Raw genomic sequence first — 15083 nt, 5'->3', positions numbered from 1 at the left:
TGTGCAGCGCCCCCCGCTCCTTAGCTTGTAGATCGGCAGTCACGTGCAATCCAAACACACCGCCCAGGACGATCCCCGCCTCCATGCGGCACTCTCCGCTGCAGACTGGCCCTTGCTGACGCGGCTGTGCCGCCAAATTCTGCGCAAAAATGGCCGCCACCTCGGTGCACACCGGCTGTTGGGCTTCTCGCTCCACAAGCAGCGTGCATTTGACGAGGCCCTCAAGGCCTACCGGCAAGCCTATGCGTACTGGCCCGGAGATGCCGAGCTGCTCATCAACTACGCCAATGTCTTGATTGAGCAAGCACGCAACTACGACGCGCTTCCGCACCTTGAGAAAGTCTGCGAACTGCGCCCCCAGCAAGCCGTCACCTGGATCAAGCTGGCCGAGTGTTGCTATCTGATCAACTTGCACAGCAAGGGATTTGATGCCAGCCAAAAGGCACTCGCGCTGTCTGACTCCGTGCCACTGACGGTCGGTGCGTTGATGCAAAGCGCCATTCACCGCCGAGAGCTGGGCCAGGTGCGCGAGGCGGTGCAAGATTGCGAGCGGGCTATTGCGCTCAACCCGAACGACCCTGGCAACTACACCAACAGGCTGCTGTTCATGCTGGCGGACCCGCAGGTAAGCGCTACGCAGCTGTCTGAGGCCGCCCGTCAGTTTGGCAAGGTGTTTGAGCCCCCGCTGCGCCCCCATTGGCCCAGCTTTGAGAGCCACCGCGGCGCGCCCTGGCGCCGCTTGAAGATTGGGTTTCTGTCGCCAGACTTCCGCATGCATGCCGTCATGTACTCGGTCGAGGGGCTGCTGGCGCAGCTGGACCGGCGGCAGTTCGAGGTGTATGCGTTCTACCTGTTCCCCAAGGGCGACCATGTCACCGAGCGGGTGGAGTGCCATGTTGACCACTTCGTGCGCCTGGCAGGCTTCAGCCCCCAGGAACAGGCGGAGGCCATCCGCGCCCAGAACATCGACATTCTGGTGGACTTGGCAGGCCACACGGGCAACAACGGCCTGCTCATCCTCGCGCACAAGCCTGTGCCGCTGCAGGTGTCCTGGCTGGGCTTCCCGGCAACGACTGGCCTGCAAGCCGTGGACTACAAGTTCACAGACGAGATCACCGACCCCCCGGACGCCGACGACCAATACACAGAGCAGTTGTACCGACTGCCCACGCTGTTTGCCTGTTACCGCCCCATGAGCCGCAACCCCCTGTGGCGTTACCAGCCCCGCTACCAGGTGCGCCCCTCGCCAGTGATGGACAACGGGTTCATTACCTTCGGCTCCTGCAACAACCTGGGCAAACTGACCGATGAGGTGCTGGCGCTGTGGGGGCGGGTTCTGGCCGCCGTGCCCCATTCGCGGCTGCTGATCGAGGGAAAAAACTTCGACAAACCCGAGTTTGCACAGGCCTACCGCGATCGTTGCGAGGGCCTGGGACTCCCGCCTTCGCGGCTGGATCTGGTGCCGCTCAACCAGGACAACCAGTACCTGACCTACCACCGCATCGATATCGCGCTGGACCCATTCCCACTGACCGGCGGCACCACCACATTCGATGTGCTGTGGATGGCGGTGCCCATCGTCTCGATGATGGGCGATAGTTTCAAAAGCCGCATGGGGGTGGGCATGCTCAACTACCTGGGGCGCACAGAGTGGCTGGCAGAAGGGCCTGACGATTACGTGCGCATCGCGTCGGGCCTAGCAGCGGATGCCCAGGCACTCAATGCGCTCCGGCTGAGCCTGCGCAGCGAGGTGGAGAACTCGGCGCTCATGCGTGAAGACCTTTACTGTCGGCACTTCGGCGAAGGCCTGCGGGTCATGTGGTTGAAGTGGCTGGCGCAGGCGGAGCATCCCTCTGATCCGCAAGCGCAGGAGCAGGCCATCCAGGAATGGATATCCCAGTTCCCGCAAGAGTGGGAACAGCCCCCGGTCCCGGGCGTCGGATTGAAACCCGGCCAGCGGATCAGCCTGCAAGCGGCGCACCAAAGCCTGCAGAACCTGGTAGAAAAAGCACGGTCGGCCGCCCCGCCCCGACCGCCGGGCGAATCAGCCCCCCGGATCACAGACCGCCACTGGGTGGCAGTGACCGAGCTGGCAGAGAAAGTGCTCAACGCCTTGCCACACGATCCCGTCGCCCTTGCATGCCTTGCCGAAGTGGAGCATGCGCATGGGCACACCGAGTTCGCGGTCACTTACCTTCAGTATGCAACGCAGGCCATGGGATTGGGCCTTGAAGGCGCCTGACGCAAAGATCAGAGAGTCAGAGAGTCAGAGAGTCAGAGACGGAAGATGTCGTGCAGGGCGTTGTGCCGGGTGGGCTTGAACACCGCCCGGCCAGCGTCGCCACGGTACACGGTGCAATGCCCCGGTGAGTCCGTATTGACCAAGCTGGCTCCCTGCGCCAGCACCGTGCCATCGCCCACCTGGCACCGCCCGATGATGGCGGTGCCCGGGTACATGATGACCCCATCTCCCAGCACCGGGGCCACGCCGTGGTTCTTGCCGACGGTGGAGTTCTGGTAGATCACCAGAAAATTACCATAGGTGGCCTTGGCGAAGACGATGCCGACGGAATGTCCGATGAAGAACACCGGCGGCATCTCGATTTCGTAGAAGAGATCGATGCCATTCAAGGCCTTATTCAGCAAAAACAGGCGCGTGGGGGTGTCGGTGCTGGCCGTGCGGCGCCAGATGGTGTTGGCCAGAAAATAGAGAAAGCTGCAGTACTGCGTGGAATGCAGCGGGTCAAAGCAGTCCTGCCGCCAAGGCCGCACGGCATTGATGCAGCCGCGCAGGCGAGCCAGCGCTTCGTCCAGGTGTGCGTCAATGTCCGCTTGGGGATCGAAGTCGTCGGGCAGCGTATGGCGCAGCTGCTGCACCACGTAGCGCAGCAACCGAGCGCGGTCCATTCGCAAGATTTCCATGCAGAGCCTCCTACCCTTCCCAGCGCCCTCGGCCAGCTCAGGCCCGGGGCAAATGCAATTGCATGTATACCAGGCTGGCCGGTGCATCGACGGCCTGCGGATCCTCCGTCCAGTCCACCCCGCCAGGGACGGTGCTGGCCACAATCGGCACCCGCTGAAACTCCTGAAAACCCACCTTGCGGTAAAACTCCACCGCCGGGTTGTCGGACCGCACCCGCACGGCCAGCGTCTGCAGCCCGAGCGCGTCGCGCGCCCAGCGCATCAGCACCAGCAACGACGCCTTCATCAGACCCGGAGGGGAAGCCCCGCCGCTGACGATGGCATCCGCCTCGCCATAGCCGCGCTGCCAGTCGATAAAGCCGAGCCCCACGTGCCCCACGCGCTCGCCGTCCAGCGTTTCCACCATGAACAGCATCTTGCCCGGGTTCTGGTGCACCGCGCCTGCCAGCCAGGCTGCAGTGCGCTCAGGGGTCGAGACGAATTCGGTCAGGAAGGATTTGACGTGGCGGTTGCGCCAGTCGGTCAGCAGCTGCGCATCGACGGCATCGATATGGCCGGGAACGGTGGCGATCGGCCGGACCACCGCCGCGAGCGGCCGCCCCACGGGCAGCACCAACCCGGTCTCGCCCGCACGGGCCGTCTGCTTGATGGCAGCCAGAAGCTGCTGTCCAGGCGTTGGCGAAGTCATGGCAACCTCTTCACACCTGGGCAAAGTAGCGGCGCACCTGCTCAGCCACGGTGTCCACGTTTTCCAGCGGCATGCGCGAATGCAACGGCAGCGAAAGAATGCCCTTGCCCACAGCATCGGTCACGGACAGGTCTCCGGCCCGGCAGTCCTTCCACAGCGAGAACCAGTGCCCTGGCTGCCAGTGGATGCCCGTGTCCACGCCGTTGGCCTTCAAAAAGTCGCGCAGCGCATCACGGTGCTCTGCGGGCACCCGAATGTAGTACAGGAACGGGTTGACGTCCGCAAAGTCCGTGGGGGGCGTGCGAACCTGAGCAATGCCTTGCAGCTTCTCGTTGTACCGGCGCGATGCCGCCTGGCGGCTCGACTTGATCACATCCAGTTTGCCCAGCTGCGCCAGCCCGATCGCGGCGTGCATGTTGAGCATGTGGTAGCGAAAGCCAACGCGTTCGACGTCGAAAGTCCAGGCGCGCTTGTTCTGGTACATCACCTCGGCAGGCTGCTGCATGCCCAGCAGACGCAGCTCATGCACACGGCGCAACTCCTCTTCAGTGCGCACAACGACAGTGCCGCCATCCAGGCAGGTCACGGTCTTGACCGGGTCGTGGCTGAACACGCAGATGTCCGAGAAGCTGCCCACCATCCGCCCCTTGTAGCTGGAGCCAAACGAGTGCGCGGCGTCGTGAATCACGCGCAGCTTGTGGCGCTCGGCAAAGGCGGCAATGGCGTCGTGGTCGCTGATGATGCAGTCGTAGTCCATCACGATGATGGCCTTGGTGCGCGGCCCCACCAGGGACTCGGCCTTGGCAAGATCCAGCTCCAGAGTGTCGTCAGCGCAGTCGCAGAACACGATGTCGGCCCCCACCCAGGTGATGGCCTGGTAGTCGGCCGAGCAATTGAAGGCCGACACGATCACCTCGTCGCCTGGCCCCACGCCCGCGAGCAGCAGCGCGATGTGCAGGCCCGCAGTGCCGGTGCTGACCGCCGCCACATGCCTGTCGGGCGCCTGCAGGATCTCCTTGACCTTCTTTTCAAAGCCGGACACGTAGCTGCCCATGCCGAGCCAGCCCAGCTCCAGCGATTCGCGGCTGGCATCGATTTCTTCTTGCTCGATCAAGGGTTTGAACATTGGGATCATGGTGGTCTCCTTCGTGGGTGTCTGATGGAAATTGGGGTGGCGACGGATGGACGGCTACCAAACGTCCAGGCGGGGAACGGCGGTGACGAACCGCCCTCCCCAATCACGGATGTCGCTGAGCTGGGCGCTGACTTCGTGCCGCAGGTTCCACGGCAGGATCAGGATGCGCTGCGGCTGGTGGGCACGCAGGTGCGCCTCGCTCACCACCGGGATGCGGCTGCCGGGCAGGTACTGGCCTTGTTTGGCCGGGTTCTTGTCCACCACATAGGGCAGCAGGTCTGGCCGCACGCCCGCAAAGTTGAGCAGGGTGTTGCCCTTGGCGGCCGCGCCGTAGGCGCCCACGGTGGTGCCGTCGGCCTGGCATTGCAATAAAAAAGTGAGCAGCTCGCGCTTGACCCGTATGGCCTGGGCTTGAAAATCGCTGTAAAAACCAGCCCCCAGCATGCCCGCCGCCGCCTCGGTGGACAGGAGTTGCTGCACACGGGCGGCGCCTTCGGTCGTGGCCTGAGGGTGGCCGGGAGCGTCGGCACGGGCAGCAAACACGCGCAGGCTGCCGCCATGCGTGGGCAGCTCTTGCACATCGATCACCACCAGACCATTGGCCGCAAAGATGCGCTGCACCGCCGTGAGCGACAAATAAGAGTAGTGCTCGTGGTACGCCGTGTCGAACTGGCAGCCCTCCACCATGCGCAGCAGGTGCGGAAACTCGAACGTGGCCACGCCGTGCGGCTTGAGCAGCCGCGTGAAGCCGCTCACAAAGTCGTTGATGTCGGGCACATGGGCCAGCACATTGTTGGCGGCGATCAGGTCGGCCTGGCGGCCCGCCTGGGCCAGCTCGTCGGCAAGGGCCACGCCAAAGAAGCGCTCCACCACCTCAATGCCCTTGGCGCGGGCCGCCGCTGCGGTGCTGGCGGTGGGCTCCACACCATAGCAGGGGATGCCAGCCGCCTGCACGTATTGCAGCAGGTAGCCGTCGTTGGACGCGACCTCGACCACGCGGCAGGCGGCGGTCAGGCCCAGGCGCTCGCGCATCGCCTCGACATAGGCCTGGGCATGGGCGAGCCAGGAGGACGAGAACGAGCTGAAGTAGGCGTAGTCGTCGGTGAACAGCGCCTCGCGCCCGGCGTGGTCTTCGGTCTGCACCAGCCAGCAGGTTTCGCAGACCAAGAGCCGCAGCGGGAACCAGGTTTCGGGCGCGCGCAGGGCGGCCTCGGCCAGGTAGGCGTTGGACGGGGGCGCGCTGCCCAGGTCCAGGAACGGCAGTTGCAGCGGGCTGCCGCAGTGTCGGCACTTCACAGGCGCACTCCTTCGAATTCTTCGCTCATCCCGGGCTGGCCCGCGTCGCGGGGCGACAGGGGGCCCACCGGCAGCGGCCAGGCGATGGCCAGGCGCGGGTCTGCCGGGTGCAAACCCGCTTCGGCCCCGGGTGCATGGGCGGCTGAGTGGCAATACAGCAGCTCGGCATGGTCGGTCAGCGCCTGGAAGCCGTGGGCAAAACCAGGGGGGATGAGCAGCGCGTGGCCGTTGTCGGCCGAGAGGCGCTCGGCATGCCAGTGCAAAAAGGTGGGCGATCCGTGGCGCAGGTCCACGGCCACGTCCCAGACCTCGCCACGCAGGCAGCTCACGAGCTTCATCTCGGAGTGTGGCGGCTTTTGGTAGTGCATGCCGCGCACGGTGCCGTGGAGCGCGGTGTAGCTGTGGTTGATCTGGGCGATGGGCGCCGTCCAGCCCGCGCCCGCCAGTTCATTGGCGCAGAACAGGCGCGCAAAAAAGCCGCGCTCATCCACCAGTGGCTGGCGTTGCACGCGAAAGAGCCCCGCCAGCGGGAGCGGCGCCAGGGCCAGGCGACTCATGGGCGGGCCTCCCAGGCGTCGATGTCGGCCAAGCACAGCGCGCGGGCATCGGCGCCGCCGTGTTGCTGGCGGTACCAGTTCATGGTGCGGGCCACGGCCGTGCTCAGGGACCAGTGCGGGGCCACGCCCAGCACTTGGCGGGCGTGGGCGGTTTCCAGCGCCAGCCAGCCGGCTTCGTGTGGGCCATCGCTATTATTTTCATAGCTTGTAGCACTTTCTGGATAGGCGGCAGAGGCCAATTCGATCACATTTTTAACCGAGGCCGCCTCGTGCGGAAGCGGGCCAAAGTTGTAGGCACCGGCCAGCGTGGGCGATTCCCATAGACGCTGGGCCAGGCGCAGGTAGGCGGCGAGCGGCTCCAGCACATGCTGCCAGGGGCGCGTGGCCTGGGGGCTGCGGATGTGCAGGGTGGCGCCCTTTTCCCAGGCGCGCACGGCGTCGGGCAGCAGCCGGTCTTGCGCCCAGTCTCCGCCGCCAATCACATTGCCCGCGCGGGCGGTGGCCACGGCCACACCCTGCGCGGCCAGGAAGGCATCGCGGTAGCTGGCGGTGACGAGTTCTGCAGCCGCCTTGCTGGCGCTATAGGGGTCGTGCCCGCCCAAGGGGTCGTCCTCGCGGTAGGGGTAGGCCCATTCGCGGTTGCGGTAAACCTTGTCGGTGGTAACGACCACGGCCACGCGCACGCCAGCCAGCCCGCGTAGGGCATCGAGCAAGTGCGCCGTGCCCATGACGTTGGTGGCAAATGTGTCCAGCGGCGCTGCATAGCCAGGCCGCACCAGCGCTTGCGCGGCCAGGTGCAGCACCACCTCGGGCAGGGCGGCGCGCACGCGCATGGCCAGGGCCTGGGCACTGCGGATGTCGCAAAAGTGGCTCTCCATGCCCGGTGCGGCCTGCCCTAGCTGCGCCAGGGTGAACAGGTTGGGCTCGGTGGCGGGCGGCAGCGCCACGCCGGTCACCTGGGCGCCCAGGCGCTGCAGCCACAGGGCGAGCCACGCACCCTTGAAGCCAGTGTGGCCGGTGAGCAACACGCGCTTGCCGCGCCAGAAGTCGGGATCAGGACGCATCGTGGTTCACCAGCATTTCCAGGGCGCGCGGCCCGATTGCCACAGGTCTTCGAGCAGGTTTTTCTCGCGCAGCGTGTCCATCGGCTGCCAAAAGCCCGTGTGTTCAAAGGCGCGCAACTGGTCGCTCGTGGCCAGACGGGCCATGGGCTCCAGCTCCCAGCTGGTGGCATCGCCGTCGATCAGATCGATCACCTCGGGCTGCAGCACAAAAAAGCCGCCGTTGATCCAGCCGCCATCGCCCCGCGGTTTTTCCTCGAACCCGGCCACCGTGTCGCCGTCACGCACCAGGGCGCCGTAGCGGCCCGGCGGCTGCACGGCGGTGACTGTGGCCTGGCGGCCGTGAGCGCGGTGGAAGGCGAACTGGGCCGTCATGTCCAGGTCGGCCACGCCGTCGCCATAGGTAAAGCAAAAGGGCTCGCCCTCCGGCAGGTATTCCTGCACCCGGCGCAGGCGGCCGCCCGTCATGGTGCTTTCCCCGGTGTCCACCAGGGTCACGCGCCAGGGTTCAGCGTGGCGGTGGTGCACTTCCATGCGGTTGTTGGCCATGTCAAAGGTCACATCCGACATGTGCAGGAAGTAATTGGCGAAATACTCCTTGATCACGTAACCCCGGTAGCCCAGGCAGATGATGAAGTCGTTGACGCCATGGGCGGCATACATCTTCATGATGTGCCAAAGGATGGGCCGCCCACCGATCTCGATCATGGGCTTGGGACGCAGGTGCGACTCTTCCGAGATGCGGGTGCCCAGGCCCCCCGCGAGCAGTACGGCTTTCATGCCCGCAGCATAGTCCAGCCCCTGCAACGTCAAAAGGCCCAGTGGCTGTAGAAAAACGGGTCAAATGCAGCGATTGACGCCGAGCAACGGTGTGTGGCGCCATCGCCATTTCTAAGAAGCTACATTTTGTATAGCGACATATGCTTAGCCACCAGGCGGTAGAGGCACTTTTTTGGCAATAGGCACAGCCAAGGCTGGGTGTGGCGAACGTGCCATTTCCCGAAGAAGCACCGTGTTGATGACGCTCTTGAGTGCATTCCATACCTTTCAATCCGATACATTTGCAGTAACCTTCGGTCCACCCGCGACTGCGGTCCCGGAACAAGCACTGCTGTTCTTGCTCCTGTTACCGCCCAAACACGTCTAAAGCATGTTCGTCATCATTGGTTACGTTGTCTGCCTAGGCTGCATCTTCGGCGTGTACATCATGCACGGCGGGAACATTCAGGTGATCCTGAAGGCCCTGCCCTTCGAGACCATCACCATCCTGGGGGGCGCTCTGGGCGCCTTTGTGGTGAACAACCAACCCAAGGTGATCAAGGCCACCATGGCTGCGCTGCCCATGGCACTCAAGGGCTCCAAATACACCAAAGCCCGTTACATGGAGCTGATGGCCATGCTTTATGACATCTTGCAAAAGGCGCGCAAGGAAGGTCTGATGGCGATCGAAAAGGATGTCGAGACGCCCCACGAGTCCGAGATCTTCAAGAAATACCCCACGGTGGGCAGCGACCACCACGTGATCGAGTTCACCACCGACTACCTGCGCATGATGGTGTCGGGTAACCTCAACTCCCATGAGATCGAAGCGCTGATGGACAGCGAAATCGACACCCACCACCAGGAAGCCCATGCCCCCGTGGCTGCGCTGGCCCGCCTGGCAGGCGCCCTGCCCGCCTTCGGCATCGTGGCCGCTGTGCTGGGGGTTGTGAACACCATGGGCTCGGTAGGCCAGCCGCCTGCGGTGCTGGGCGGCATGATCGGCTCGGCACTGGTGGGCACGTTCCTGGGCATTTTGCTGGCCTATGGTGTGGTGGAACCCCTCGGTGGCCTGGTCGAACAAAAGACCGAAGACGCGGCCAAGGAATTGCTGTGCATCAAGGCCACCCTGCTGGCCAGCATGCAGGGCTACAACCCTGCCACCGCCATTGAGTTTGGCCGCAAAGTCCTCTTCTCCGATGTGCGCCCCAGCTTTTCCGAGCTTGAAGGGCATGTGAAGGGCAAGAAATAGTTGTTTCCGCAGTGACCAGGAGCCGCAAGCACCCCACCTGATCCCCGAGCGCCATGGCAGAAAAAAAACTCCAGCCCATCATCATCAAGCGCATCAAGAAAGGCGGTCATGCAGCCCATGGCGGCGCCTGGAAAATCGCCTATGCCGACTTCGTGACGGCGATGATGGCGTTCTTCCTGCTCATGTGGCTGCTGGGCTCCACGGCCAAGGGTGAGCTGCAGGGGATTGCCGCGTATTTCTCGTCGCCCCTCAAAGTGGCGATGAGCGGTGGCGATGGCGCGGGAAACAGCTCCAGCCTCATCCCCGGCGGAGGCAACGATCTATCGAAGGTGCATGGCCAGGTGCGGCGCTCGGAGGAGGAAGAGGCCAAACAGCGTCGCATGAGCATCGACGCAGCCAGGGCCGAGCGTGCCAAGCAGGACCGGGACCGCATCAAGGCGCTGGAAGCCAAGATCGATGCACTCATCACCGAAAACCCGCGTCTGAACGAATACAAGTCGCAGATCCGCATCGACATCACGCCCGACGGCCTGCAGATCCAGATTGTGGACGACCAGAACCGCCCCATGTTCGACAGCGGCAGTGCGTTGGTAAAACCCTACATGCGTGACATCCTGCGCGAAATAGGCTCCGCGCTGAACGGCGTCGAAAACCGCATCAGCTTGGCAGGCCACACCGACGCCGTGCCCTACGGCAACAGCGAGCGTGGCTATAGCAACTGGGAACTGTCGGCCGACCGCGCCAACGCCACGCGGCGCGAACTCGTCTCGGCGGGCATGCCAGACGCTAAACTGGGCCGTGTGGTGGGCTTGGCAGCCAGCGATCTGTTGGAGCCAAGCAACCCGCGTGCACCTGCCAACCGGCGCATCACCATCACGGTGTTGACCCGCGAAGCCGAAGAACGTCTCATGGGCAAAGGGATCCCCGAAATCACTTCCACAGAACTGCTGAATGAAAAGCGGGAAAATCCCCCCCCAAGCAGGTAACAGTTACGACTTGTCACCTGACCTGCCACCCATGACAATGCCTACAGTAATTCTCGACCGAAAGGGTCCCAAGTGACCACAGCCCTTCGTTTTCTGATCGTTGACGATTTCTCCACCATGCGACGCATCGTGCGCAACCTGCTCAAGGAAAGCGGGTTCTCGGACGCGGACGAGGCGGAGGATGGCGTGGCAGCCCTCAACAAGCTGCGCAACGGCAAGTTCGACTTCGTGGTGACCGACATCAACATGCCCAACATGAACGGGTTCCAGTTGCTGGCCGAGATCAAGAAGGACGACAAACTCAAACACCTGCCCGTGCTGATGGTGACCGCCGAGGCCCGCAAGGAAGACATCGTAGCCGCCGCCCAGGGGGGCGCTGCAGGCTACATCGTCAAACCCTTTACCAAGGCAACACTCGAAGAGAAGGTGACCTTGATTCTGAAGAAGATGGGGTTATGACACCATGGATGCCACACCGGACCACAGCCAGCCTGCCGATGTACACAACAAAATCGGCCTCCTGACCCGCCAGCTGCACGACTCGCTCAACGAACTCGGCTTCGCCGACAAGCTGCGTGGCTCCATGGGCGAGTTGCCTGATGCGCAGAGTCGCCTGTCCTACATTGCCCGCTTGACTGGCGAGGCCGCTGAAAAAGTACTCAGCCGGGTGGAACAGGCCAAGGCGCAGCACGACTTCATCGCGGCAGAAACCCGCAGGGTGGTCAACTCGCTGGTGGCAGACCCAGTGGCAGCCGTGGCCAAGGGCGAGATCTTCAACTTCCTGACCGACGTGGAGCGCGTCACCAAGGAAGCCGATACCCACCTCACAGAAATCATGATGGCGCAGGATTTCCACGACCTCACTGGTCAGGTGATTGCGCGGGTGGTTAATCTGGCTGCCACCATCGAAGAACAGCTGGTGCAGTTGCTCATCCAGACCGCGCCACCCAACGCCCAAGTGGCTGCGGTCGAGGCAAAGCCTGTCCACCTGCAAGGCCCCGTGGTGGACCCAGAGAACACGCCCGACGTGGTCACCGACCAATCCCAAGTGGACGACCTGCTGGCCAGCCTCGGGTTCTAACCGCCTGCGGGCTACCCGCTTGATTCCGATAGAAAAAAGGCTGTTTGCGCGCGCCCATCAAGCGCTTTCAGCTATTGTTTTTGCTTAGGCACTCCCTGTTTGAGCTCCCCCTTAGGGAAGCGAGTGCACCGCTGAAATCGCCGGCGGCAGCATGGAAAAGAGGGGGCCGCAGCCCCCTTATCCAGCTTTAGATTTCCGGGGTGCTCACGACAATGGCATGACACCAGCGCCGTCATGCCACCATGGAATCCAGCCAAGAAAAAAGCCTCCCTGCGTCAGAGCGCAAGCTGCAAAAAGCGCGCGAAGACGGCCAAGGGGCACGCTCGCGCGACCTGTCGCATCTGGCCATCCTGGGAGCAGGCGCGGCCTGCATGCTGCTGCTCACGCCCGCGCTCATGGACCACCTGCAAAAGGCCATGAGCCAGCAGTTGGCCTTTGATTCCGCCACCGTCATGGCGCCGGGCACCATGCTCCAGCGACTGCAGGACATGGTGCTTGTGGGTACGGTGGCCAGCCTGGCATTCGCACTCCTGACCAGTGCCGCCGCACTCCTGAGCGCCATCGGCGCGGGAGGCTGGATCTTCAGCACCAAACCCATCGCCCCCCAGTTCAACCGCCTGAACCCCATATCGGGCCTGACCAACCTGTTCTCCAAACAGCAGATGGCCAACGTGGCCAAGATGGTGCTCATGAGCGCGATCCTTACCTGGGTGGCCTGGAAGTTCATCGGCAACAGTATCGAGGCCGTGGCCATGCTGGTGCTGCAACCCTCGCCCCTGGCCCTGCGACAGGTAGCCGACTGGCTGACCTCCGGCATGAGCCTCTTGCTGCTGGTCGTGTTCCTGGCCGCGCTGGTGGATGTGCCCCTGCAGGCTTTCTTCTTCAAGGACCGACTGAAGATGTCGCACGAAGAGGTCAAGCAGGAACACAAGGAATCCGACGGCGACCCGCATACCAAGGGCCGCATCCGCCAGAAGCAGCGGGAGATTGCCGACCGAGCCAGCGTCGCCGCCGTGCCCAAAGCCGACTTTGTTGTCATGAACCCCACCCACTATGCAGTGGCGCTGAAGTACGACGACAAGACCATGAGCGCACCCCAGGTCATATCGCGCGGCACCGACCTCATCGCCATGAAGATCCGCGACGTGGCCCGCGAGCACAACGTGCCCGTACTGCAGTCGCCCATGCTGGCCCGCGCGCTTTATGCACATGCCGAATTGGATCAAGCCATTCCCGCCACACTCTACACCGCCGTGGCTCAGGTGCTGGCCTATGTGTACCGCCTCAAGGCCGCGCTGCGCGGCGAAGGCCGCATGCCCGACAGCCTGGTGGAGCCCTATGTGCCACCTGAGCTCGATCCGCTGAACCGCACTCCCGTGCAAGGTGCTGCCATATGAACACCTCCGTAAAGTCTTTGCAGCAATGGGCGGGCTCCAACGCCAGCGCCCTCCAGGGGCTTTCGGCCCCGTTGCTGGTGGTGGCCATCCTGGCGCTCATGGTGCTGCCCATCCCGCCCTGGATGCTGGACGCATTCTTCACCCTCAACATCGCCGTGGCGCTGATGGTGATGATGGTCGCAGCCTACATGCTGCGCCCGCTGGATTTCGCGGCGTTCCCGTCGGTACTGCTGCTGACCACCCTCATGCGCCTGTCGCTAAACGTGGCCTCCACCCGCGTGGTGCTGCTCGAAGGCCACACGGGCCCAGGCGCTGCAGGTGCAGTGATCGAGGCCTTTGGTCACTTCCTGATCGGCGGCAACTTTGCCGTGGGCCTGATCGTGTTCGCCATCCTGGTGGTGATCAACTTTGTGGTGATCACCAAGGGCGCCGAGCGCATTGCCGAGGTGTCGGCCCGCTTTACGCTGGATGCCATGCCGGGCAAGCAGATGGCTGTGGATGCCGACCTGAACGCCGGCCTGATCGACGAGAAGGAAGCCAAGCGCCGCCGCGCCGAGGTGGCCGAAGAAGCCAACTTCTTCGGGTCCATGGACGGTGCCTCCAAGTTCGTGCGCGGCGACGCGATCGCGGGCATTCTGATTCTGTTCATCAACATCATCGGTGGCTTTGCCATCGGGGTTTTGCAGCACAACCTTTCGGCCAAACAGGCGGCCGACACCTACATCCTGTTGGCCATCGGTGATGCGCTGGTCGCTCAGATCCCCGGGCTCTTGATCTCGGTGGCCGCCGCCATGGTGATCTCGCGCGTTGGCAAGGACCACGACATGGGCCGCCAGATCGTTCAGCAGCTGTTCATGTCGCCCCGCGTGCTGGGCGTGACCGGCGGCATTCTGCTGTTGCTGGGCGTGATCCCAGGCATGCCCCACCTGGTGTTCCTGATCATGGGGGGCCTTCTGTGCTACGCCGCCTGGGTGCTGCACGAACGCCAGAAAGTGCCGCCCGAAGTTGAGGCACCGCCCGCGCCGGTGGGCGATGGAGAAGCCACCTGGGACGACCTGCAGCCCGTGGACCTGCTGGGCCTGGAGCTGGGCTACCGCCTGATCAGCCTGGTGGACAAGAGCCGCCAGGGCGACCTGCTCACCCGCATCAAGGGCGTGCGCCGCAAGTTTGCGCAAGAGGTGGGCTTTCTGCCCCCTGCCGTGCATGTGCGCGACAACCTCGAACTCAAGCCCAGCGGCTACCGCATCACGCTGCGTGGCGTGGTGGTGGGCGAAGGCGAGGCGTTCCCCGGCATGTTCCTCGCAATCAACCCGGGAGGCATCACCACGCCCCTGATCGGCACGCCCACCACCGACCCCGCGTTTGGCCTGCCAGCACACTGGATCGACGACCGGCAAAAGGAAGCCGCACAAATGGCGGGTTTTACCGTCGTTGATTCCGAAACCGTGATGGCCACCCATTTGTCACACTTGATGCAAGTGCAGGCAGCCAAGCTCCTCAGTCGCACGGAAACGCAGCAACTGGTGGAACACGTGGCCAAGCTGGCTCCCAAGCTCATCGAAGAAGTGGTCCCGAAAATGGTCTCCATCGCAACGTTCCAGAAGGTCCTCCAGCTGCTGCTGGAAGAGTCTGTGCACATCCGCGATATCCGCACCATCATCGAGACGCTGGCCGAGCATGCGGGCAGCGTGTCCGACCCGGTTGAGCTGGCCCGCCGCGTGCGCATTGCCCTGTCGCCCGCCATCGTCCAGCAGATCTACGGCCCAACGCGCGAACTCAACGTCATTGCCATCGAGCCCGGCCTGGAGCGCCTGCTGGTGCAGGCCCTGGGCAACACGGCGGGTCCTGCTCTCGACCCCGGCGTGGCCGACATCCTGACGCAGAAGGCGGCCGAAGTGGCCCTCAAGCAGGAAGAGATGGGCCTGCCCGCCTGCCTGCTGGTTCCCGAC

The 15083-nt window shown here is 63.8% G+C and carries 14 protein-coding genes; 7 read left to right on the top strand and 7 right to left on the bottom strand.

Going from position 1 to position 15083, the window contains the following annotated elements; all coding sequences use genetic code 11:
- Positions 1-43 precede the first annotated feature (43 nt).
- Positions 44-2242, top strand: coding sequence for a tetratricopeptide repeat protein (locus DBR12_RS11635; RefSeq protein ID WP_108617392.1), 2199 nt, complete (start codon positions 44-46; stop codon positions 2240-2242).
- A 32-nt stretch (positions 2243-2274) separates the two neighbouring features.
- On the opposite strand, the gene DBR12_RS11630 is transcribed toward DBR12_RS11635, so the two are convergent.
- Genes DBR12_RS11630 through rfbF form a run of 7 tightly spaced genes read right to left on the bottom strand, consistent with a single transcriptional unit; the run spans position 2275 to position 8439 of the window.
- Positions 2275-2922, bottom strand: coding sequence for a hypothetical protein (locus tag DBR12_RS11630; RefSeq protein WP_108617391.1), 648 nt, complete (start codon positions 2920-2922; stop codon positions 2275-2277).
- 37 nt (positions 2923-2959) lie between these two features.
- The gene (locus DBR12_RS11625; RefSeq protein ID WP_108617390.1) at positions 2960-3610 is read right to left on the bottom strand and encodes a GNAT family N-acetyltransferase; all 651 of its coding nucleotides are present in this window, start codon (positions 3608-3610) and stop codon (positions 2960-2962) included.
- 10 nt (positions 3611-3620) lie between these two features.
- Positions 3621-4745, bottom strand: a complete 1125-nt coding sequence (locus tag DBR12_RS11620; RefSeq protein ID WP_108617389.1) for a DegT/DnrJ/EryC1/StrS aminotransferase family protein — start codon at positions 4743-4745, stop codon at positions 3621-3623.
- A 54-nt stretch (positions 4746-4799) separates the two neighbouring features.
- Positions 4800-6041 carry a class I SAM-dependent methyltransferase gene (locus DBR12_RS11615; protein ID WP_108617388.1) on the bottom strand — a complete coding sequence of 414 codons (1242 nt, stop codon included), beginning with the start codon at positions 6039-6041 and terminating at the stop codon, positions 4800-4802.
- On the bottom strand, positions 6038-6598 hold the full coding sequence (locus tag DBR12_RS11610) for a dTDP-4-dehydrorhamnose 3,5-epimerase family protein (RefSeq protein ID WP_108617387.1): 561 nt from the start codon (positions 6596-6598) through the stop codon (positions 6038-6040). The genes DBR12_RS11615 and DBR12_RS11610 overlap by 4 nt, the downstream gene beginning before the upstream one ends.
- Positions 6595-7662 (bottom strand): CDP-glucose 4,6-dehydratase, encoded by a 1068-nt coding sequence (gene rfbG / locus DBR12_RS11605; RefSeq protein WP_108617386.1) that lies wholly within the window; start codon positions 7660-7662, stop codon positions 6595-6597. Before rfbG ends, DBR12_RS11610 begins: the two co-directional genes overlap by 4 nt.
- Positions 7663-7668: 6 nt before the next feature.
- A complete protein-coding gene (gene rfbF / locus DBR12_RS11600) occupies positions 7669-8439 on the bottom strand; it encodes a glucose-1-phosphate cytidylyltransferase (RefSeq protein WP_108617402.1) in 771 nt (256 codons plus the stop codon).
- Between the two features lie 370 nt (positions 8440-8809).
- Here rfbF and motA point away from each other — a divergent pair, with 370 nt between their 5' ends.
- The 6 genes from motA to flhA form a co-directional block, all read left to right on the top strand.
- On the top strand, positions 8810-9670 hold the full coding sequence (gene motA, locus DBR12_RS11595; RefSeq protein ID WP_108617385.1) for a flagellar motor stator protein MotA: 861 nt from the start codon (positions 8810-8812) through the stop codon (positions 9668-9670).
- 53 nt (positions 9671-9723) lie between these two features.
- A complete protein-coding gene (gene motB / locus DBR12_RS11590; RefSeq protein ID WP_108617384.1) occupies positions 9724-10656 on the top strand; it encodes a flagellar motor protein MotB in 933 nt (310 codons plus the stop codon).
- 72 nt (positions 10657-10728) lie between these two features.
- Positions 10729-11115 (top strand): chemotaxis response regulator CheY, encoded by a 387-nt coding sequence (gene cheY / locus DBR12_RS11585; protein ID WP_108617383.1) that lies wholly within the window; start codon positions 10729-10731, stop codon positions 11113-11115.
- A gap of 4 nt (positions 11116-11119) precedes the next feature.
- Positions 11120-11737: a protein phosphatase CheZ gene (locus tag DBR12_RS11580; protein ID WP_108617382.1), complete on the top strand. Its 618-nt coding sequence runs from the start codon at positions 11120-11122 to the stop codon at positions 11735-11737.
- Positions 11738-11979: 242 nt separating this feature from the next.
- A complete protein-coding gene (locus tag DBR12_RS11575) occupies positions 11980-13134 on the top strand; it encodes a flagellar biosynthesis protein FlhB (protein WP_108617381.1) in 1155 nt (384 codons plus the stop codon).
- The coding region (gene flhA, locus DBR12_RS11570; RefSeq protein ID WP_108617380.1) for a flagellar biosynthesis protein FlhA at positions 13131-15083 on the top strand (1953 nt) is incomplete at its 3' end. The genes DBR12_RS11575 and flhA, both read left to right, overlap by 4 nt.

Source organism: Acidovorax sp. HMWF029 (assembly GCF_003060895.1).
Taxonomy (GTDB): domain Bacteria; phylum Pseudomonadota; class Gammaproteobacteria; order Burkholderiales; family Burkholderiaceae_C; genus Acidovorax.
The sequence above is the reverse complement of the archived record's forward strand: the minus strand, read 5'-3'. Positions and strand labels throughout refer to the sequence as shown.

Coding starts and splice junctions, on each gene's coding strand:
- DBR12_RS11630 (WP_108617391.1), bottom strand. CDS start 2,922: ATGGAAATCTTGCGAATGGACCGCGCTCGGTTGCTGCGCTACGTGGTG.
- DBR12_RS11625 (WP_108617390.1), bottom strand. CDS start 3,610: ATGACTTCGCCAACGCCTGGACAGCAGCTTCTGGCTGCCATCAAGCAG.
- DBR12_RS11620 (WP_108617389.1), bottom strand. CDS start 4,745: ATGATCCCAATGTTCAAACCCTTGATCGAGCAAGAAGAAATCGATGCC.
- DBR12_RS11610 (WP_108617387.1), bottom strand. CDS start 6,598: ATGAGTCGCCTGGCCCTGGCGCCGCTCCCGCTGGCGGGGCTCTTTCGC.
- rfbG (WP_108617386.1), bottom strand. CDS start 7,662: ATGCGTCCTGATCCCGACTTCTGGCGCGGCAAGCGCGTGTTGCTCACC.
- rfbF (WP_108617402.1), bottom strand. CDS start 8,439: ATGAAAGCCGTACTGCTCGCGGGGGGCCTGGGCACCCGCATCTCGGAA.
- motA (WP_108617385.1), top strand. CDS start 8,810: ATGTTCGTCATCATTGGTTACGTTGTCTGCCTAGGCTGCATCTTCGGC.
- motB (WP_108617384.1), top strand. CDS start 9,724: ATGGCAGAAAAAAAACTCCAGCCCATCATCATCAAGCGCATCAAGAAA.
- DBR12_RS11580 (WP_108617382.1), top strand. CDS start 11,120: ATGGATGCCACACCGGACCACAGCCAGCCTGCCGATGTACACAACAAA.
- DBR12_RS11575 (WP_108617381.1), top strand. CDS start 11,980: ATGGAATCCAGCCAAGAAAAAAGCCTCCCTGCGTCAGAGCGCAAGCTG.